15 protein-coding genes and 1 pseudogene are annotated in these 19384 nt (G+C 40.2%); 6 read left to right on the top strand and 10 right to left on the bottom strand.

What is annotated here, in order from left to right; all coding sequences use genetic code 11:
- Window positions 1-18 precede the first annotated feature (18 nt).
- Window positions 19-1032 carry a low specificity L-threonine aldolase gene (locus tag VCM39_RS05525; RefSeq protein ID WP_322933271.1) on the top strand — a complete coding sequence of 338 codons (1014 nt, stop codon included), beginning with the start codon at window positions 19-21 and terminating at the stop codon, window positions 1030-1032.
- Between the two features lie 411 nt (window positions 1033-1443).
- On the opposite strand, the gene VCM39_RS05530 is transcribed toward VCM39_RS05525, so the two are convergent.
- Window positions 1444-3939 (bottom strand): glycoside hydrolase family 9 protein, encoded by a 2496-nt coding sequence (locus VCM39_RS05530; protein WP_322933272.1) that lies wholly within the window; start codon window positions 3937-3939, stop codon window positions 1444-1446.
- 366 nt (window positions 3940-4305) lie between these two features.
- Here VCM39_RS05530 and VCM39_RS05535 point away from each other — a divergent pair, with 366 nt between their 5' ends.
- From VCM39_RS05535 to VCM39_RS05545, 3 genes are all read left to right on the top strand, one after another.
- The gene (locus tag VCM39_RS05535) at window positions 4306-5925 is read left to right on the top strand and encodes a sensor histidine kinase (RefSeq protein WP_322933273.1); all 1620 of its coding nucleotides are present in this window, start codon (window positions 4306-4308) and stop codon (window positions 5923-5925) included.
- 101 nt (window positions 5926-6026) lie between these two features.
- Window positions 6027-6965, top strand: coding sequence for a DnaJ C-terminal domain-containing protein (locus VCM39_RS05540; protein ID WP_002560941.1), 939 nt, complete (start codon window positions 6027-6029; stop codon window positions 6963-6965).
- 14 nt (window positions 6966-6979) lie between these two features.
- Window positions 6980-7294 carry a chaperone modulator CbpM gene (locus VCM39_RS05545; protein WP_322933274.1) on the top strand — a complete coding sequence of 105 codons (315 nt, stop codon included), beginning with the start codon at window positions 6980-6982 and terminating at the stop codon, window positions 7292-7294.
- A 111-nt stretch (window positions 7295-7405) separates the two neighbouring features.
- On the opposite strand, the gene VCM39_RS05550 is transcribed toward VCM39_RS05545, so the two are convergent.
- From VCM39_RS05550 to VCM39_RS05585, 8 genes are all read right to left on the bottom strand, one after another.
- Window positions 7406-8803: a rhomboid family intramembrane serine protease gene (locus VCM39_RS05550; RefSeq protein ID WP_322933275.1), complete on the bottom strand. Its 1398-nt coding sequence runs from the start codon at window positions 8801-8803 to the stop codon at window positions 7406-7408.
- A gap of 296 nt (window positions 8804-9099) precedes the next feature.
- Entirely contained in the window at window positions 9100-10806 is a 1707-nt protein-coding gene (locus VCM39_RS05555) for an acyl-CoA dehydrogenase family protein (protein ID WP_221650793.1), read from the bottom strand.
- Window positions 10807-10928: 122 nt separating this feature from the next.
- Window positions 10929-11759: an energy transducer TonB gene (locus VCM39_RS05560; RefSeq protein ID WP_221650794.1), complete on the bottom strand. Its 831-nt coding sequence runs from the start codon at window positions 11757-11759 to the stop codon at window positions 10929-10931.
- Between the two features lie 17 nt (window positions 11760-11776).
- The gene (locus VCM39_RS05565) at window positions 11777-12796 is read right to left on the bottom strand and encodes an electron transfer flavoprotein subunit alpha/FixB family protein (protein ID WP_002560946.1); all 1020 of its coding nucleotides are present in this window, start codon (window positions 12794-12796) and stop codon (window positions 11777-11779) included.
- 69 nt (window positions 12797-12865) lie between these two features.
- Window positions 12866-13738 carry an electron transfer flavoprotein subunit beta/FixA family protein gene (locus VCM39_RS05570; RefSeq protein WP_221650795.1) on the bottom strand — a complete coding sequence of 291 codons (873 nt, stop codon included), beginning with the start codon at window positions 13736-13738 and terminating at the stop codon, window positions 12866-12868.
- Between the two features lie 217 nt (window positions 13739-13955).
- Window positions 13956-15050: a hypothetical protein gene (locus tag VCM39_RS05575; RefSeq protein ID WP_322933276.1), complete on the bottom strand. Its 1095-nt coding sequence runs from the start codon at window positions 15048-15050 to the stop codon at window positions 13956-13958.
- A 245-nt stretch (window positions 15051-15295) separates the two neighbouring features.
- Window positions 15296-15610: a TIGR04076 family protein gene (locus VCM39_RS05580; RefSeq protein ID WP_221650797.1), complete on the bottom strand. Its 315-nt coding sequence runs from the start codon at window positions 15608-15610 to the stop codon at window positions 15296-15298.
- Between the two features lie 31 nt (window positions 15611-15641).
- A complete protein-coding gene (locus tag VCM39_RS05585) occupies window positions 15642-16322 on the bottom strand; it encodes a transporter (RefSeq protein WP_221650798.1) in 681 nt (226 codons plus the stop codon).
- A gap of 523 nt (window positions 16323-16845) precedes the next feature.
- Here VCM39_RS05585 and VCM39_RS05590 point away from each other — a divergent pair.
- Window positions 16846-17058 (top strand): annotated as a pseudogene (locus VCM39_RS05590) (LytR/AlgR family response regulator transcription factor); the annotation flags it as partial.
- A gap of 3 nt (window positions 17059-17061) precedes the next feature.
- On the opposite strand, the gene VCM39_RS05595 reads toward VCM39_RS05590, so the two are convergent.
- Window positions 17062-18246 carry an aminopeptidase C gene (locus VCM39_RS05595; RefSeq protein WP_221650800.1) on the bottom strand — a complete coding sequence of 395 codons (1185 nt, stop codon included), beginning with the start codon at window positions 18244-18246 and terminating at the stop codon, window positions 17062-17064.
- A 263-nt stretch (window positions 18247-18509) separates the two neighbouring features.
- Between VCM39_RS05595 and VCM39_RS05600 the strand changes: the two genes are divergently transcribed.
- The gene (locus VCM39_RS05600; protein ID WP_221650818.1) at window positions 18510-19355 is read left to right on the top strand and encodes a patatin family protein; all 846 of its coding nucleotides are present in this window, start codon (window positions 18510-18512) and stop codon (window positions 19353-19355) included.
- Window positions 19356-19384: the final 29 nt, after the last annotated feature.

The following is a 19384-nucleotide window of genomic DNA, read 5'->3' on the forward strand; positions in this document are numbered from 1 at the left end:
ATTTTATTCAAAAAGACTATGAGAAGTTTTGCCTCTGATAATAATTCCGGTGTGCATCCTGCTGTAATGGAAGCACTGATGCAGGCTAACCGGAATCATGCACTGGGTTATGGTGATGATCCATGGACAGAAGAAGCGGTCCGGAAAATTAAAGAAACCTTTACTGCCGATTGTGAACCTCTGTTTGTATTCAATGGTACGGGAAGTAATGTGGTTGCTTTGCAACTGATGACAAAGCCTTACCATTCAATTCTTTGTGCTGAAACAGCCCATATATATGTAGATGAATGTGGTGCTCCGGTAAAGATGACCGGTTGTCAGATTCGCCCGGTAGCTACACCGGATGGCAAACTTAGCCCTGAACTTATTCTTCCTTATCTTCACGGTTTTGGCGATCAGCACCACTCACAGCCAGGTGCCGTTTATCTCTCTCAGTGTACCGAACTGGGTACTGTTTACACACCTGAAGAATTAAAAGCTATTACCTCACTGGCACATCAGTATGGAATGCGCGTTCATATGGATGGTGCACGTATTGCAAATGCTTGTGCTGCCCTCAATCTCTCTCTGAAAGCATTGACGGTAGATTGTGGCATTGATGTTCTTAGTTTCGGTGGAACCAAAAACGGTTTGATGATGGGAGAGTGCGTTGTTATCTTTGATGATACATTAAAAGCGGAAGCAAGATTTGTACGGAAACAGTCGGCACAATTAGCTTCAAAAATGCGTTATCTCTCTTGTCAGTTTACCGCTTATCTGACGAATGAACTTTGGCTGAAGAATGCTTCTCATGCCAATGCCATGGCTCGTAAACTTTATGAAGCTTTGAAAGATTTTCCAGGCGTTTGTTTTACTCAAAAGATGCAGAGCAATCAATTGTTTTTGACGATGCCTCGTCCGGTAATAGACAGGATGCTTCAATCCTATTTCCTCTATTTCTGGAATGAAGGGAATAATGAAATTCGCCTTGTCACCTCATTTGATACAACAGAAGAGGATATTGACCAATTTATTCATCTGCTAAATATCTGATAATAACTTGTTTTTGAGCGGGGAGAGAATAAAACAGGTTCGTCTGACAAATAGCCGGTTTGTTAATATTGTTAATGTGTTTTTTTAACCCTTTGGGCTTGCTTTGCATAAGTGTACACTTTAGCATGGTAAGAATGTACAATATAGTATGGCAAAAGTGTACAATTAACACTCGGATAAGTGTACACTCTTGTCTGTCTTTAAACAGGAGGTTTATATTCGTTATAAATCAATAGATTACATCAGAATAAACGTTTATATTCTCTCTCACATTTCTGCTTGAGAAAATCCGGTAGTCGCTTTTTTGATAACTACATATTGGTCGGATGAACCATAAAACAAAGGTTCGGGCCTTCACAGGTACGAACCTTTTTCATGATAACCTAATAAACTAACCTTTTGTACCTTTGTTTATATTCCTGTTGCTGTACGTAGGGGAACAAATCTATAGCCTTTTTTCTTGAGAGCTTTTATCATTGTTTCTAAGTAATTATTGTAGAATTTGTCTGTCCGCAAGTCGGATGTTCCAAGGTGTATTAGCAGTAAATGTCCATTTAGACCTTCTTCTTTTTCTAACTGCATGATTCTTTTATAAATCATTTTGCTGCTTTTGTAATTTTTCATGTCCGGGGTAGTATAATCTGCATTGCTGCCACTTCCCGGAGTGAAATTGATAAGTTGTATACCCATGGCTTTTGCCCATGCTGCTATCTTTTTGTTATAGTATTCATAGGGAGGAATGTAGAGTGGGGCGTCTTTGTACATAATTCCTGCTTCACTGAGTGTTTCATAACTTTTCAGCATATCTTTTTCAAACTCCTCACGTGTGACGAGGAGTGAATCCCGATTCTCCCAGGGGCTATATAGTAAATGTCCATAACTATGACTGCCGATGTAATGTCCTTCTGCTTTTAGTTTTTGTACTACTTGCGGGTAAAGTTCGAAAAACTCACCGGTGAAAAAGAAAGCTCCTTGTATTTTCTGTTTATTCAATATACGAATGATGGCATCAGCTCCATCTGCTTTATTGGCTGCTGTAAAAATAAGTGTGAGTTGCTTTTGAGAAGGGTCAGTACGTATAATACCTCCTTCGCTATAGATGTTTTTATCATTGTCGGATTGGGCTTGTCTCATTCCTTCTTTTTGAAGGGCAGACAGATAATAGGTCAGGCAGGCAGTTCCATCCATTGTCGGTTCGTTGGTAGAATAGTCGTGTGTGCTGTCATGATATACCATTGTGCCTGGTTGGAAGCGTTGATAAGCTTCTCCGGTGGAAATGTTTACTCCTCTCAAACTGTTGAATATGTTGGTATAAACAGGACCGTCAACAAGTCCGCCAGTAGCGTTTCCTGTGTTGTTGGTAAAGTAAGAAGAGTGAGGCTCTGAAGGATAATCCCCATATAAAGGGAGTTCTACAATCATGCTGCTTCCCCAGGGATTACAGCCAAATAGCCAGTCGCGCAGAGAGGCTTCCATCTCCTCGTATGTAGAATCTCCGGTAACTTCTCTATACAATCTGCATTGAGTTAACATGGCTGTAGTAAGATTATTGGAACACCAGATAGCAGGGATACCGTATAGGAATGGATTTTGCCGGGCTTTTTCATAAGTACGTTGAAGTCCGGTACGCATATTACGGATGAATTCTTCATTCAATCGTGTGTTGTTTTCAGTTTTTGCCAGCCAGTAATGCCCCATGTTCATAAATGGATACCATTGATAATGTCTGGCGCTGTCTGCTCCCATCCAGGGAGTCACCGGTTCACGTCGTCCATATTCTATAGCTTGTTGCAGGTATCTATTGTTTTGGGTTGATTTATATAATTCAATAGCTGCCAACTCCATGTCGTCTGTCCAGTTATCTTCTTCGTAGATATAGGGCGAACGGACAGAGGCAGTCTGGCAGACTCCTGGCTTTTTGATGCCTTCTTCATAGGCGGCATCGGCTTTCTTTTCAATCTCCTGAGCAAATTCCGGATAAAAGTCTTTTAAAATTCGGGCACCTAATGCAAAGCAAGAAGCAAATTTTCCGGCAGTGCTGGCTATGCCTGTTGTTGCATTCATAAATTCACCGCGCACCTGTTTTTCACCACTACAGAAATAAACCGGTCTTCCTTTTCCGGGGCCATATCCATAGTCCACCTTGTCATGATTGGGCAATCGCATACTGGCATGGTCACGATCATCGGCAATTTGGTTGTACATTTCTCCGGTAGTCGGATTCATTCTGTTTAGCCAGTCGAGTCCCCATTTTATCTCGTCTACAATATCAGGAATTCCATTAGCTCCTCGGTGTCCGTTCGCATCGTAATAATCACTAAATGCTTCCGGATTTTGTTGATAAGCAAACATCATTTGATAAATGGCATTGGCTGAAGTAGTAGTATATTGAAGATAATCGGCTGCATCATGCCAACCTCCGTGTACATCAATTTTTGTTCCGTCTTTAGTTGGATGGCAGATGATATATCCGTCATCCATATGGCAACTGTCTTTTAGGTATGGATTATAACCACAACGTTGCTGGCGCATATAGTTAAGTAAAAAATCGGCTGTTCCATTGTATACCTGATTATTTATCGGGAAATAAGGAGACCGGGTATTACCGGCTTTTAGATAATAGGTACCGGGATGATTAAAATCACTGAAATCTAGTCGAAATGTACTTTTCATACTCCCAAGTGCACCTGTTGGCTGGATGGATGTAAATGTAGATACAGTTTTTCCAGTGAAGAGATCGATAAGTGAACACTCTTTTACACTGCTATCTTCTTCACTTAGGAGTACTGCTACTTTTTTTGATTCAGGCAGATAGCCAAGCTGGTTGATCCGAATCCATTCGTCTGCCCGTACGGTAATGGCGCAGAGAGTGAATACAACAATAGATATCCAATGTTTTCGCTGCATATTGGGGGAATATTTGCTTAAGGTTAAAGATGCGTTAAGTTGTATGATACAAATAAAGTATATTAATTTAATTTTAGAGACAAATTCTTTAATTTATTAATAACTGTTTAGTGTCGTTGGCTTATTTTTAGAATTAAGTACGCGTTGGATTTTGAGGTAATTTATGAACATAAATAGGATAAAAGTGTAAATTGAGATATACTAAAAAACAATTATTATTGTAATAATAAGGAGGTTGGTACTTCGTTTAATTGTTGGTTTAAAGGATGTAAATTTTAAGATGTCCACAAAAGAAGAGATTAAATATTAGCGTTTTTTCTAAACTTATTTATATATTTACCCTTTTAAATATCAAGGTACAAACTTATGGCAAACAATCTACTATTAGTCCCTGGCAATGGACTTATAAACAGTTATTTATGGCTTTTCGTTTTATTGGTTATATTATTTATGATCATATTTTATTTATTGTACCGACTTCATCATTTGAAGAAAATTGTTACAAGAAACAGGGATTATCGTCATTTTCTGTCTGATATATTAGATAACCTTCCTTTTCCTATCATGGTAAAAGATATCCAGAATGAGTTTTGTTATGCTTATTGGAATAAAGAATCGGAGGTACAATCGGGGATAAAACGTGAGAAAGCGATAGGGCACAATGATTATGATATTTATGGGGAGGAGAGAGGGCGACATTATCGGAGCATTGATGAAGAGTTAGTCAGAATAGGAAAACCTTATCGGTCTGAAGAGCGGTATTCAACTACAGATGGTGTAATACATGACACAATTGTAATGAAATCGATTCTTTCCTGGGAAACATTAGGTAAATGGTTGTTAGTAGCTCGTTGGGACGTCAGTCAGTTGAAAAAATATGAAAGGGAGATTACTGCAGCTAAAGAAGAGTTAGAAGAAGCGATTAAAAAGCAGAGCCTTGCACTAAAGAGTATTGATTTTGGACTGATCTATATTGATAAAACTTATAGAGTGCAGTGGGAGGAGACAACGCATATTAAGAGTTTGGTATCGGGTAGACATTATACTCCGGGATTAATTTGTTATCAAACCAGTGCCCTGAGAGATAAGCCTTGTGAACATTGTGCATTTAAGGAGGCCATAGAACAGGGGATAATTGTTCGTCATACCATTCGCATCGATAAGGTTGATTTTGAAGTGACGGCTACTCCTGTATATGCTACGGGGGGAAAAGAGGTGATAGGCGGACTATTGCGTTTTGAAGATATTACAGAAAAGCTGAAGATAGAACAAGACTTGCGGGAGGCGAAAGATAAAGCAGAGGAATCTAATAGGTTAAAATCCGCTTTTCTGGCTAATATGAGTCATGAAATACGTACTCCTCTTAATGCGATTGTGGGGTTCTCTGATATGATTTGCCAGGTAGATGATCTGGTAGAGAAACAGGAGTATATGAAGATTATTATTGCAAACAACGAACTGTTACTGCAACTTATTGATGATATTCTGGATCTATCGAAAATTGAAGCAGGTACAATGGATTTTTCCTATTCCGTTACTGACGTCAATGAACTAATGGGTAATATATGCCATCAGATGGAGCAGAAAGATCACTCTCCGGAAGTGCAGATCTCTTTTATAGAGAAAGCACCTGCTTGTGTGATTAATACAGACAGGGTACGTTTGTCTCAGGTGATGATTAACTTAATGAGTAATGCTATGAAGTTCACTGAACGGGGTAGCATCTCTATCGGATACCGTATAAGTGAAGCAAAGGATGAAATATATTTCTTTTGTAAGGATACCGGTATGGGTATTGCTGCGGATAAACTGGAGCAGGTTTTTGAACGTTTTGTGAAACTAAATGCTTTTGTAAAGGGAACCGGACTGGGACTGGCAATTTGTCGGGTCATTGTAGAACGTTTAGGAGGGGCTATTGGCGTTGATTCTAAAGAAGGAGAGGGAGCCTGTTTCTGGTTTCGTATTCCGGTTATTTTTGTTTCATAAAGAGTAGAGTCTGAAGATTTATTAAAAAATGAATCCAAATGCTGTGTTGGCGTGTTATTTGTAAACGTTTAAAGTAGTAGAACGTTTAAATATATAAAAGCATGGCTTATATAGATTATTATAAAATTCTTGGAGTAGACAAAAGTGCTTCTCAAAGTGATATTAAGAAGGCTTTTCGTAAGTTAGCCCGCCAGTATCATCCGGATTTGAACCCAAACAATCCAGGTGCAAAGGATAAGTTTCAGGAGATCAATGAGGCAAATGAGGTGTTGAGTGACCCGGAGAAGCGTAAGAAATACGATGAATACGGTGAACACTGGAAGCATGCTGATGAATTTGAAGCTCAGAAACGTGCTCGGCAACAGGCTGGTGGCAGTGGTGGATTCTCCGGCTTTGGAGGAGGTGATGATAATGCGTATTGGTATTCATCGGATGGTCAGGGATTTTCCGGAACAGGAGGTGAAGGGTTCTCTGATTTCTTTGAGTCCATGTTTGGCGGGCGTGGTAGAGGGGGCCGTAGTAGTGCGGGATTCCGTGGGCAAGATTTTAACGCAGAACTTCATCTCTCTCTTCGTGACGCTGCAGAGACTCATAAACAAGTATTGACGGTGAATGGTAAGAATGTACGTATCACTATTCCTGCTGGTGTAGCCAATGGACAGGTTATCAAACTGAAAGGATATGGTGGTGAAGGCGTTAATGGTGGGCCTGCCGGAGATTTGTATATCACGTTTGTGATTCCTGAAGATTCTGTGTTCAAACGTTTAGGCGATGATCTTTATATCGATGTTCCGCTGAATCTTTATACGGCTGTATTGGGAGGTGAACAGGAGGTTGATACACTGAACAGTAAAGTGAAACTAAAGGTGAAACCTGAAACACAGAACGGTACGAAGGTACGGTTGAAGGGGAAAGGTTTTCCTGTTTATAAAAAGGAAGGACAATTTGGCGATTTGATAGTGACCTATAATGTCAAAGTGCCTACCAATCTGACAGATAGGCAGAAAGAATTGTTCCGGGAATTACAGAGTATGAACTAAAAAAAATCAGCACTATGCAGACCGAATTAATTATAGTCAGTGAATACTGTCACAAATGCCATATTGAGCCCTCCTTTATAGAGTTATTGCAGGAGGGAGGATTGATTGAGGTATATATCGAAGGTGGTGAACACTATCTGCTTGCATCACAGCTTCCGGAAGTGGAACGTTACAGTCGTATGTATTATGACCTGTCTATCAATATGGAAGGTATTGATGCCATTCATCATCTATTGGAAAGGATGGAGAGTATGCGTAAAGAAATCAATTCGCTTCAAAGCCAGCTTTTGGTATATAGAAGGCATGGCCTGGAAGAAGTAGAATGGTAATGAAAATTGGCGATTAGTTCAATATGGACTAAATTTCTGCCGGTTATATAAAAACAAAAGCTCCGTCTTATTTGAACGGAGCTTTTGTTTTTATATAACCGGAACTCATATTTATGGGTGTGTAAACTGAACGTTTTCAAGCATATCGTCTAAATCCTGTTGGGCAGCTTCATCATTAATCATCATAACGAACGCATATATTGTTTTCTTTTCAGGAGAGAAATAATAAAGAACAGTTTGCAGTATTTCATAACCTTCTTCGTCGGGTGCACCGAAATGCTGCATATTGTCAGTTTTTATGAAATTCAAACCATTGATTGTAAGTGTACTACGCTTATAATTTTCTGATGGCTCATTTTGGGCATTTCGTGGAATACTGAGAGATAATTTTTTATTGTATTCGTATATTTCGTCTGTATCGTATTGTGAAACAGTGATTATAAGGTGATTGGCAGCATTGGTCCAACGTTGTTGAAGTAATATTGTTTTATCGCCCTGGCGGGTAGTTTCTGCCGTCTGCCAGTTGGAAGGATAACGGAGCTGTATGCCTGCCTTTTCACTGCTGAAGTTTAACCACGTATCTGAAGCGGTAAAAGGAGTGTAAGGTGGTAGTTGATCTTTGGTGGTGATAGGTTTGCTTATGGGTTGTTCTTTCTGATTTTCATACTCCTCCGATTCATTGGGTTCACCGGCAAGATAGGCTTGTACGAGTCCGCTATCCCATTCGTGACGCATATCCTGATAGTCGGAGGGAACATTTTTACTGAGGGCCAGAAGTCCTATAAGGTATATCAATAAGATTCCGGCTTCTCCTCCCATCGTATAGCCTTTTTGTAACTCTGGTTTCTTTTCATTGAGTGCCATTACATAGACGAAACCTAAAATGAATCCACTGATTAATCCTCCTATATGGGCGGCATTATCTATACCTTCTTTTAATCCATATATCAGATTGTAACCAACGAAAATCAATATACTTGAAAGTAATGCATTACGTTGTGCTTTCTCTATATGATGGAAACAAAGAAATGCCAGAAATATTCCATATAGACCGAATATCGCTCCGGAGGCTCCGGCACTTATTGTTTCGGCATGCCAGAAGAGGCTGGACACTGCGGAGCAAAGTCCTGTTAATAAGTAAGCGGCAAACATACGTCGTGTTCCGAGTATCGGTTCGAGCAGTACACCGATGTAAACCAACGCATACATATTCATCAGAATATGAACGATGCCTATATGTATAAAATTGCAAGTAAGTGTACGCCACCAGCTGCCGGTTAGTGTAAGTGGTCCGAAATCGGCTCCCCATTGTAGTAGTTCAAGAGTTTTAGGTTCAAACAGGTTGACACCGGAGAGAGTCATAAGAATAAAAACAAGCACATTAATACCCAGTAGAATGGGAGTAGCTATAAAACCTTTGTGTGGGAGAAACATTGAATTTCGTTCTTTCTTTTCTTCGTTGACGTCGTCGGATTGAATCAGTTGTTCTTCTTGTTGGTCAAAATTCATTGCTATGTGATGTGTGGAGTTAATTATTATTACGCAAAAATACGGAATAAACCTGAAAAGTAAAGATTATGGAAGTGATATATTTATTACTTTTATGGTAGGGCAGGTTGGGTATAAAAAGGAGGGTGTGTCAATAAAGTAAAATTAACCATCATTAAAACGCAGATTAACGCTAATTTACGCAAAGATTAAATTAAATCCGCGGTCATTTGTGTTAATCTGCGTTTCTAAAGTTACATATTGATAGCTTTCTCAGACTTTTGACACACCTTCCTTATTCTTAATTTGATTGCTGTTTATTTTCTGTAGTAAGCCAAATCGTCTTTATCGAATTTACGAATAAAGTTAATATGCTTTTCTACTTCACTTTCAGCATAACGTACATATACTTGTGCAGATGTTCCGAAAAGTTCGGCATTCTTTGAAGCATCCTGTACGAGCAAGTGTCCCATAATGATGTGAGCAGCCATTTCTACCAGACGACGTGCACAGAAGTCGAGCAACTCCTGATCTTTAGCCTCTGTAATCTGAGCAACACAAGCGGCATATTTACTTGCCATTGTTTTCAGGCGGTTGTGCAAACCTTCCATTTCGGGAGCTACCGGCATGTTCTCGTACTCTTTGATACGATTGAGGTAGGCACCTGTAGTAACGTAACGGATAGCGGCTACTACCTGCAATTGAGTAGTTCCTTCATAGATAGAAGTGATACGTGCATCACGATAAATACGTTCGCAGGCATAATCTTTCATAAAGCCCGATCCCCCATGTATCTGGATACAGTCATAAGCATTCTGATTAGCAAATTCACTACCCATACCTTTGCCCAGTGGTGTGAAGGCGTCTGCCAGTTTAGCAAAAGTCTTTTGCTCAGCACGTTCTTCCGGAGTCAGTTTACGTTCTTTGGCTATATCGTCCAATGCCTTGTAAACGTCAACGAAGCGGGCAGTCTCGTATAATAGTGTACGTGAAGCGTCCAGTTTGGCTTTCATCAATGAAAGGATTTCGGCTACGGCAGGGAATTCGATAATTGCTTTACCAAATTGTTTGCGGTCCTGTGCATAAGCCAGCGCTTCATTGTAAGCAGCTTGTGAGATTCCTACAGACTGAGCAGCGATACCCAAACGTGCACCGTTCATCAGTGCCATTACATATTTGATAAGACCTAATTTGCGGTCACCACAAAGTTCAGCCTTAGCATTTTTGTATACAAGTTCGCAGGTAGGAGATCCTTTGATACCCATCTTGTTTTCAATACGACGAACATTCACTCCACCATTACGTTTGTCATAGATGAACATGGATAAACCACGACCATCATGTGTTCCCTCTTCCGAGCGAGCCAATACGAGGTGGATATCGGAATCACCATTAGTGATAAAACGTTTTACACCGTTCAGATACCAGCATTGGTCTTTTTCGCTGTAGGTTGCTTTTAACATTACAGCCTGCAGGTCGGAACCGGCATCCGGTTCAGTCAGGTCCATAGACATGGTTTCACCTTCGCAGACACGGGTGATATAACGTTTCTTCTGATCTTCGTTTGCAAATTCATAGATCGTTTCAGCACAATCCTGCAATCCCCAAAGGTTCTCGAAACCGGCATCACTGCGGCTTACGATATCGGCAGCCATGATGTACGGAGTAATCGGGAAATTCAGTCCACCGAAACGGCGTGGCATAGCCATACCCATCAATCCCGCTTTACGGCAGGCTTCCAGATTGGCTGCTGTACCACTGGCATACGTTACACGGTTATTGGCACATACCGGGCCTTCGTGATCAACGTTTTCGGCATTGGGAGCAATGACGTCGCCACAGATTTCACCTACAATTTCCAGCACTTTGTCATAGCTGTCCATTGCATCTTCAAAATCTATCGGAGCATAGTCGAAATTATCTTTATCAGCGTAATTACGCTCTTTTAGCTCAACAATTCTCTTCATCAGCGGATGGCTGAGATGATGTTTTAATTCGGGAGTATCTAAATAAAAATTGGCCATTTTAATAATAATTTATAATAAGTAATTAGTAGTAAGTATTTAGTAGTTTAAATCGATGCAGCTACCAGTATTGCTATGCCGAAAAGATTCTGGCTACTAACTACCAGATTCTAAATTCCAATTTATGAAGGTAAATGAAAATTAATCGGTAATGTATAGCTGATGCGTTTTGCTTCTCCATCTATCTTGCCGGGAGTCCATGTATGAGTACGGCCGATAGCTTCGACAATGCGCATTGCTTCTTTGTCAAGCAAAGGATCGACACCCGAAATTAATCGGGGAGCCGTCATATGCCCCTTTTCGTCAATCACAATCCGGAGAATAACTCTTCCCTCTGTTTTGGCTCTGACAGCATCAAGCGGGTACGCTAAGTTATCCTTTAACAGTTTGGCCAGTGCATCTATACCTCCGGGAAATTCCGGTGCTACAAAGTAAGGCTCAAACGGTAATTCACTGCCGTCGGCAGCCAGAAGCTTTCCATCTGTACATTTGTCGTTCAGATATGATTCTTCTCTGCGTAGCTTCCCATCCGGATAGTATCCTACCAATTTTCCTTCCATCTTTCCATCTTTGTAAGTAATAATCAGTTTTGTATTTCCTTCCGGATAATAAGCTATGCTTTGACCTTCCAGACGATTCTCCTTATAGATGTTTACCAGACTGTCTTTGCCATTGGCATACAAAAAAGTGCAGACTCCGTTTCTCACTCTGTTTTTCAGCTCTTTTGTGTAAGCAGAATAGTGACCTATTCCTTTAAGCCTGCCATCAAGTGTGTAGAATTCTACTTTTGTTTGCTTCTTTTTAGCTTTGGAGATCACTGCATATTCTACAGCTTTCTCCTTATCGGTAGTCCATTGGAAGTATTTATCCACATAAACTGTTTTTTGGGCTGAAAGCGTACTGCTACCTGTAAATAGTAGTACTGCTATGATAGTCAGAAATACACCTTTCATATTACCCCTGTTTTTGGTTATTTGGAATTTTGTTTATAATACTTTATCATCTTCGGCACAACCTCTTCGATAGAACCGTTGATTACATAATCGGCAATCGTATTGATCGGAGCTTCCGGATCGTTATTGATAGAGATAATAATACCGCTTTCCTGCATACCGGCAATGTGTTGGATTTGTCCGGAGATACCGCAAGCGATGTAAAGTTTTGGACGGACTGTCACACCGGTCTGACCAATTTGACGGTCGTGATCGATAAAACCTGCGTCTACTGCAGCACGGCTGGCACCTACCTCAGCATTCAATACTTTTGCAAGATCGAACAATAAGTTGAAGTTCTCTTTAGAACCTACTCCATAGCCACCGGCGATGATGATGGGCGAACCTTTCAGATTGTTTTTAGCTTTTTCTACGTGACGTTCAATCACTTTTACTACATAATCCGTATCGGCAACGTATTTTTTTACGTCATGACGGATTACTTCTCCTTTGTAATCAGCAGAAAGAATTGCTTTTTTCATCACACCTTCGCGAACGGTAGCCATTTGCGGACGGTGTTCCGGATTCACAATTGTAGCTACAATGTTACCACCAAAAGCCGGACGAATCTGATACAACAGGTTTTTGTAAGTCTTTCCTTCTTTCTTATCCTCATGGTCACCGATTTCAAGTGAAGTACAATCAGCAGTAAGTCCGCTGGTCAGTGCAGAAGATACACGCGGACCAAGGTCGCGACCGATAACGGTAGCACCCATCAGGCAGATTTGCGGCTGCTCTTCTTTAAACAGATTTACCAGGATAGAGGTATGTGGGAGGGAAGTATAAGGGTAAAGTCCTTTACCATCAAATATGTGGAGTTTATCTACTCCGTATGGCAGGATTTGTTTTTCAATATCTTTGAGACCGGTTCCGGCAACTACAGCTTCGAGTGCGCAATTCAATTCGTTAGCTAACGAGCGGCCTTTGGTCAGAAGTTCGAGGCTTACGTCTGCGACGATACCTTCTTCTATTTCGCAATATACAAATAAGTTATTCATATCTTTTAAGTAGTTAGTAGTTAGAATATAGTAGTAAGCATAGGAATGCTATTACTGTATTCATACTCCTTAGCCAATGGTATGGTTAGCTAACAGTTCAACAATCAGATTCTCTACATCATGGTCACTGCCACTGATGGTTTTACTCTCTTTTGCCTGGAACACAATGTTCTGGATGGACTTTACTTTTGTAGGTGAACCGCTAAGACCGCACTGTGCAAGATCTCCGTTCACATCGGCTACACTCCATTCAGCTAAATTCAGGTAGTCACGGTTGTCATACAGGTCGGTGTAATCCAGATTACCCTGTTGCTTTTCAGTAACAGTTTTAGCGTGTTTGTACTTCTGTACGAGTTTCGCATTGCGTGGACGGCAGGGAGCTGCACTTCCGTTTACAGTGATCACAATGGGTAACGGACCTTCTACAGTTTCGATACCTCCGTCAATATGACGTTTCACAGTAATGTGTCCGTCAGCTACTTTCAGGATTTCTTCGGCATATGTGATCTGGGTCAGACCTAACTTCTCTGCTACTTGTGGTCCTACTTGTGCAGTATCCCCGTCGATGGCCTGGCGACCGCCGATGATGATGTCACACTTACCTATTTTCTTGATGGCTGTAGCCAAAGCGTACGATGTAGCCAATGTATCGGCACCGGCAAAAGCACGGTCAGTCAACAAATAACCGTTATCGGCACCACGGAAAAGTCCTTCACGAATAATATCGGCTGCACGGCCCGGTCCCATGGTAAGGATGGTAACGGTTGAGCCTGGATGGGCATCTTTCAATCGGAGAGCTTGCTCAAGAGCATTCAGATCTTCGGGGTTGAAGATGGCAGGGAGTGCCGCACGGTTAATAGTTCCGTCGGCTTTCATGGCATCTTTCCCAACGTTACGTGTGTCGGGAACTTGTTTTGCCAATACAACAATTTTCAAACTCATGCTATTAATTTTAGTATTAGTATTTCTACAAGTTAGTAGCCAGTAGTCAGTAGTAAGAATCTTGCTATCAAACTATCCGGTTAACTATCAGCGTGCAAATTTACGGAAACAGTTGGTTCTGACAAGAAAACCATTAAGAAAATGCACAGGTTTAAAGTTTTTGAGCAAAAGATCAGGAGGGAGGATGTAGATTTCCGCTCTTCATTCTTTGTTAAGATTAAGATAGCGAATCCAATATGTTGGGTTCCGCATAAACCACATATCCGGGATATTCCATAGCTTCATCCAACAACAATAAAATAATATTGGCATGTTCTGTCACCCAAATGGCAACAGGATAACCATCTTTCTTTTGTTCAGAGAACAATTTGTCATACAGTTGCCACATCTTATCAGTTTTATCCTCATACGTTGGAGCTGAATAGAGCTTGCAGAAATAATCATAAAGAACATGGTAACTTTGAGTAATGTCGTTATGAAAAAGCCTTACTTCAGCAAATGGGACAGTACCGCTAAGGCCGTATGTGGTCATCAAATCGGGACTGCTATTCAGTACATCTGCATAAGAATACCAGGCTTGAGAATCTTTAGTGATGTCACTCCAATTATAAACCAGAAAATCTTTGTTATCGGTGATGGAGATATCGAGCTGATGACGGAAAATTGTCTTATTGTCTTTCCATGCAGTCAGGTAAGTTTTATATTCACTGGGATACTTGAAGCAGTGCCCCCACTTCAAAGTCAGATGACTATTCATCCAATCTTCTCCTTCTTCGTGTTCAAACACTCGAAAACTACCATTCAGACCATCTACCGTCCAAACGATTGAATCGCATATAGCAGAAAGTTCACTGGAATTGATTGACTGCGAATTTTTATTATAGAGATAAAAGTTCATCATATCAAAAATGTTTCCTTTCTGTTGCTCGACGGCAAGAAGAGGCATTGGATATTCTGTCACTTTCACCTTTATTGTAGCCGTTTGTCTCGTTTCATGGTCGATGACTACTATGTCAGTTTCGCCTTTCTGTTTGCCTTTAATTTCTATTTTAGCTTTATAACTGCCAAATTCCCAAGTATAAAGGACGTCAATCAGGTCTGAATTTTTAACATCTAACGTAGTGTTTTCATGGGCAGTCAGGTCTACGATAACACTGCGTCCCTGCATCACTTCGCAGGAACTCTTAGAGAGTTCCAAATGATACTCAGGATTATTATCATCACTATTTTTGCTACAACTTGTACTAAAAACAACAAATAGGGATAGTAGTAGACTACCTAATGACAGGTTTAGTTTGTTTTTTGTTCTCATGATTATATGCTCGTATATATAACGGTACAAAGTTAAGAATATCAAATGAAAAAGTCTTGAAGTAATTCAATACTTTCGTTCTTTCTGTAATTTTCTTCGTAGATGGTTAATGGCTTCGGGTGTTACCCCAGGAAGAGATGCTATTTCCTTTAAAGTAATGTATTGTGGTAGATTTGGGCAACGCTGTAACGTAACAAATTGACGTCGTATCGTTTTAAGAATTGAAAGAATTTTTAGCGCGTATTTCAGTCTGCATCTTCTTCCATGGTTTCAATCAAAAAACTAACCGGACGAAAGCCGTCATTGCACGATATCATGGCAGACTTTTCATTTTTCATCCAGCCATTGTATAAATTGCTGCCGCCATGTGCCAAAGTCATCACAAAAGGTGACATACTCTCCCAGGCACTATCACACATCCCTTTGGGTTTCTCCCAACCATTAGCTATAAAAATTTGTCCCTCTTTCATATCACAAGCATGTTCCATCGGATTTTCATACTTCTCCATCAAATCTTGATAACAAGCTATTCGCATAACGGTAATCTTACATTTTTTCATAATTATATTATTGGGGGAGGTTAAAGTGATATTATAAACTTATTCCAAATACAAAATATACCTGGTTTTCGTGTGGATTTACTATGAACTTGCCAGAGATAGGAAGTGAGAAGCTCTTGGTGAATTTTAGTTCTTTGGTAGCTGATAAACCTATATTGACCACATTAAACTTGTCAGCGTACATACCCTCCCAGGGAGTGAATCCGGCTTCGATGGCAAGGTCAACTCCCTTTACATTAAAAGGATAGGAGAGTTCACAATAACTGGACCAGGCACGTTTATCGTTTTCACGATAATCGTTACCGGCAAAAGTTGTGTACCAGGCAGCAGTCAGAGGAAACTTCTCACTGATAGTATATGCTGCCCCAAATTCAAATGTATGGCCACTGTTGTGTGCCGAATAGTTGAAATAGTCAAAGGGTTCTTCTTCGCTTTGTTCGAAATAATTGGTGACATTCAGAGTTAATCCTTTGAATTCGTATTCTAATGTAAGATCTATCTCGTTATTTTCATTGCGAAATTCAGTAGATCCCCATGCCGAAAGAGTGAAATCTCCCAAGCTTATTCCTAAGGTAGGTTGTACGGAGGCATTGCCGCATTTCATACCCCGCCATATATAATTGCTAACGAAGTCGGCGTTGACAAAAACTTCTTGTGCCTGCATTATGAAAGGGCAAAGGAATAATAATAAAAATATGATTCGTTTTTTCATCCTGTTGGTTGTTTTTTTAAGTTGCAAAGATAATGCAAACCGAGAGCAGAATAAAAAGAACTTGTTCATTTTTTATGCCAAGGTGCAGCTTAGCTTCGCTTTTCGAGAAAGACAATCAAAGATTGACTGAATAAAAAACATGCTTTTTCATGATTCTGAACTTAGTATTTTAACTATTACTTAAAATGTATATTAACAGTGTATTAAATACGTACTTTTGTATGGTAAAAGTACGTACTTTTTTATTGCTTGATTGCCAAGTACTTCAGAGTATTATAAAGATTCGCAGATAAAAAACGCCTGTTCATTGATTCTTTTTCTAAAGCTTCTTCCTGTTTCCTAAATTATACTATTTATTCGGGTGCTTCTGTTTCTGGTGGCGGAGGTGGCAATCATGGAGGTGGTGGACACGGTGGTTAGGGTTGGTAAGAAAACATCTGATTAGCGATAAAAACAGGCCCTTTGTCTATTCTCTTTGCAGGAGGCAGATAAAGGGCTTATTTTTATATTATTCATATTTTGTGAGAAATCGGTGGTAACTCTTATGAGCCTCCAGAAACTGGAAGAACGGCTTCCCGCACAATTGTTTATGCGGGTACACCGTTCTTATATTGTTAATCTCCGCAAGATTACAGAAATTTCCCGTTTGCGTATCATCTTTGATAGGAATACCTACATACCGGTAGGTGAAAGCTATAAAGAGCGTTTTACGGAGTATATTGAAAAACTAATGTAGTTCTTATTTGATACCTAACTTTTTCGCAATTTCTTTGGGAAGAGCATCTTTGTGCACCAGAATATTCATTGTTTTGTAAGCAACGAATGCTTTGGAAGCATACCATATTCCTTTGTATTTTCCGCTCGGGCCCCAAGAGTTCTTTACCATAAAGTATTCTTTGCCATTCTGATCTTTGGCAATACCGTAGATTACCATACCATGGTCATCTGTTGTTTCCCAGTTGTCAAATGCTTGTTGACGCATCTCCTGAGTTACATTCATTTCCGGCAAAGGACGTGCAGTCAGTTCCTTACGCTTATCGGCGGCAGTAAGTCCTGTCCAGCGAGCCATATCAGAACCTGTCAGCTCAGCACCTTTTGCTGCATCCGGCATAACGGCGATACCATCACGGGTAAAACCTTGTTCGCTCACATCACTTCCCCATGCAAAAGTATACCCTTTCTTTACTGCATTATCCATTACTGCCATAAATTCATCCAACGGAAGGTTCCATGATAAACCATTGCGCCAATTGTCCTGAATTTCGATAGAGAACTGGCTATAGAAAGGATGGTGTGTATATGAAGTCAAAGATACATAGTCATCCGGATTTATACCTAATGATTGTGCAAAAGTCTGCGGAGTGTATTCTTTTCCTTTATAAGTAAACTTTTCCGGACACTGTCCCAGGTATGTATCATAGATGGCACTGATACCTTTTTGCCATACCGGAGTCAGTTTGGTTAGTTTTCCCTTGGCGATAGCATCTACATAAGCACCTGCTACGGCATCCAGCTCATTGTGTACCGGCAGTGAGTCACCATACATAATTCCTGGCATAGCTTCTTGTGGTACAAGGCCGTAATTCTTCAGACAGTACATGATATCATAGAAACTTCCGCCTGGTGAAAAGGAACTGTCACCATGATAGCGAACATAATTGCGTGCACGGTCTACCATTGTATGATGAACCACGAACATTTCAGAGAAATCATATTCTCCTTTGCCCATCCGGAGCAATTCTGATTCAAGAAAACCAAGGGCAGAGAAGCTCCAGCACGTACTCGAACGGTTCTGATTTTTGATAGATGTAATCGGATTTTCCTTAACTGTAGTGAAAACGAAGCCTTCTTCTTTTGTGTCCTGAGCTTTCATGCTCATACTGCAAATACAGAGTGCTGCCGCAATAAGAATTGTCTTTTTCATTATTATGTTGTTTTTATTATATTTATGCGACAAAGATACACGAATAACTTTGAAAAAGGAAATAATTATTGCAGTTTTGCCCGGTATTGGTGTTCTGATCTTGTTGGGGAGATACATTAATTTTATTAGATTCATTGGCGAATCTTGTTCATTTGTTTTTTTGATCGAGAAGCAAATATAAATTGCACTTTGGCATAAAAAAATGAATGAGTTCATTTTATTCTGCTTCCGGTTTGCATTATCTTTGCAAAAAGAAAAGAACTATGACTCTTGACAATCAGACCGGACTGGTGCTTGAAGGTGGAGGTATGCGGGGAGTATTTACTTGTGGCGTACTTGATTATCTGATGGACCGTGATATTCGTTTTCCATATACAATCGGTGTTTCTGCCGGAGCATGTAATGGGCTCTCTTATATGTCTCGTCAGCGTGGACGCGCAAAATACAGTAACATCGATCTGTTGGAGAAGTACCATTACATTGGTCTGCGTCATTTACTCAAGAAACGAAATATTATGGATTTTGATCTTTTGTTTACTGAGTTTCCCGAGCATATCCTGCCTTATGATTATGATGCTTACTTTTCTTCTTCCGAACGTTTTGTGATGGTGACTACAAATTGCCTGACCGGAGAAGCTAATTATTTTGAAGAGAAAAGCGATAAGAATCGGGTGATTGATATTGTAAGAGCTTCAAGTAGTTTGCCATTTGTTTGTCCGATAGCCTATGTAGATAGTGTCCCGATGTTAGATGGTGGTATTGTTGATAGCATTCCTTTGCAACGTGCTATTACGGATGGATACCCTAATAATGTAGTGGTTTTAACTCGTAATCGTGGTTATCGGAAAGAGAATAAAGATATTAAAATCCCTTCATTTGTTTATCGTAAATATCCCAAAATGCGTGAAGCCCTGAGTTGCCGTTGTGCTGTTTATAATGCACAGCTCGAAATGGTGGAACGTATGGAGGATGAGGGACGGATAACTGTTATCCGTCCCGTTAAACCTGTAATGGTGGACCGCATCGAAAAAGACATTCACAAACTGACCGAATTCTATGAAGAAGGTTATGCCTGTGCTAAACACATGTTTGAGGATATTACCCTTTAATAAACTAACCGGTAACTCAAAATGAACGA

It is taken from the genome of Bacteroides mucinivorans (assembly GCF_034654355.2).
Taxonomy (GTDB): domain Bacteria; phylum Bacteroidota; class Bacteroidia; order Bacteroidales; family Bacteroidaceae; genus Bacteroides; species Bacteroides nordii.

Coding starts and splice junctions, on each gene's coding strand:
- VCM39_RS05585 (WP_221650798.1), bottom strand. CDS start 16,322: ATGAAAAAACGAATCATATTTTTATTATTATTCCTTTGCCCTTTCATA.
- VCM39_RS05595 (WP_221650800.1), bottom strand. CDS start 18,246: ATGAAAAAGACAATTCTTATTGCGGCAGCACTCTGTATTTGCAGTATG.
- VCM39_RS05545 (WP_322933274.1), top strand. CDS start 6,980: ATGCAGACCGAATTAATTATAGTCAGTGAATACTGTCACAAATGCCAT.
- VCM39_RS05580 (WP_221650797.1), bottom strand. CDS start 15,610: ATGAAAAAATGTAAGATTACCGTTATGCGAATAGCTTGTTATCAAGAT.
- VCM39_RS05575 (WP_322933276.1), bottom strand. CDS start 15,050: ATGAGAACAAAAAACAAACTAAACCTGTCATTAGGTAGTCTACTACTA.
- VCM39_RS05555 (WP_221650793.1), bottom strand. CDS start 10,806: ATGGCCAATTTTTATTTAGATACTCCCGAATTAAAACATCATCTCAGC.
- VCM39_RS05540 (WP_002560941.1), top strand. CDS start 6,027: ATGGCTTATATAGATTATTATAAAATTCTTGGAGTAGACAAAAGTGCT.
- VCM39_RS05535 (WP_322933273.1), top strand. CDS start 4,306: ATGGCAAACAATCTACTATTAGTCCCTGGCAATGGACTTATAAACAGT.
- VCM39_RS05550 (WP_322933275.1), bottom strand. CDS start 8,803: ATGAATTTTGACCAACAAGAAGAACAACTGATTCAATCCGACGACGTC.
- VCM39_RS05565 (WP_002560946.1), bottom strand. CDS start 12,796: ATGAATAACTTATTTGTATATTGCGAAATAGAAGAAGGTATCGTCGCA.
- VCM39_RS05530 (WP_322933272.1), bottom strand. CDS start 3,939: ATGCAGCGAAAACATTGGATATCTATTGTTGTATTCACTCTCTGCGCC.
- VCM39_RS05525 (WP_322933271.1), top strand. CDS start 19: ATGAGAAGTTTTGCCTCTGATAATAATTCCGGTGTGCATCCTGCTGTA.
- VCM39_RS05560 (WP_221650794.1), bottom strand. CDS start 11,759: ATGAAAGGTGTATTTCTGACTATCATAGCAGTACTACTATTTACAGGT.
- VCM39_RS05600 (WP_221650818.1), top strand. CDS start 18,510: ATGACTCTTGACAATCAGACCGGACTGGTGCTTGAAGGTGGAGGTATG.
- VCM39_RS05570 (WP_221650795.1), bottom strand. CDS start 13,738: ATGAGTTTGAAAATTGTTGTATTGGCAAAACAAGTTCCCGACACACGT.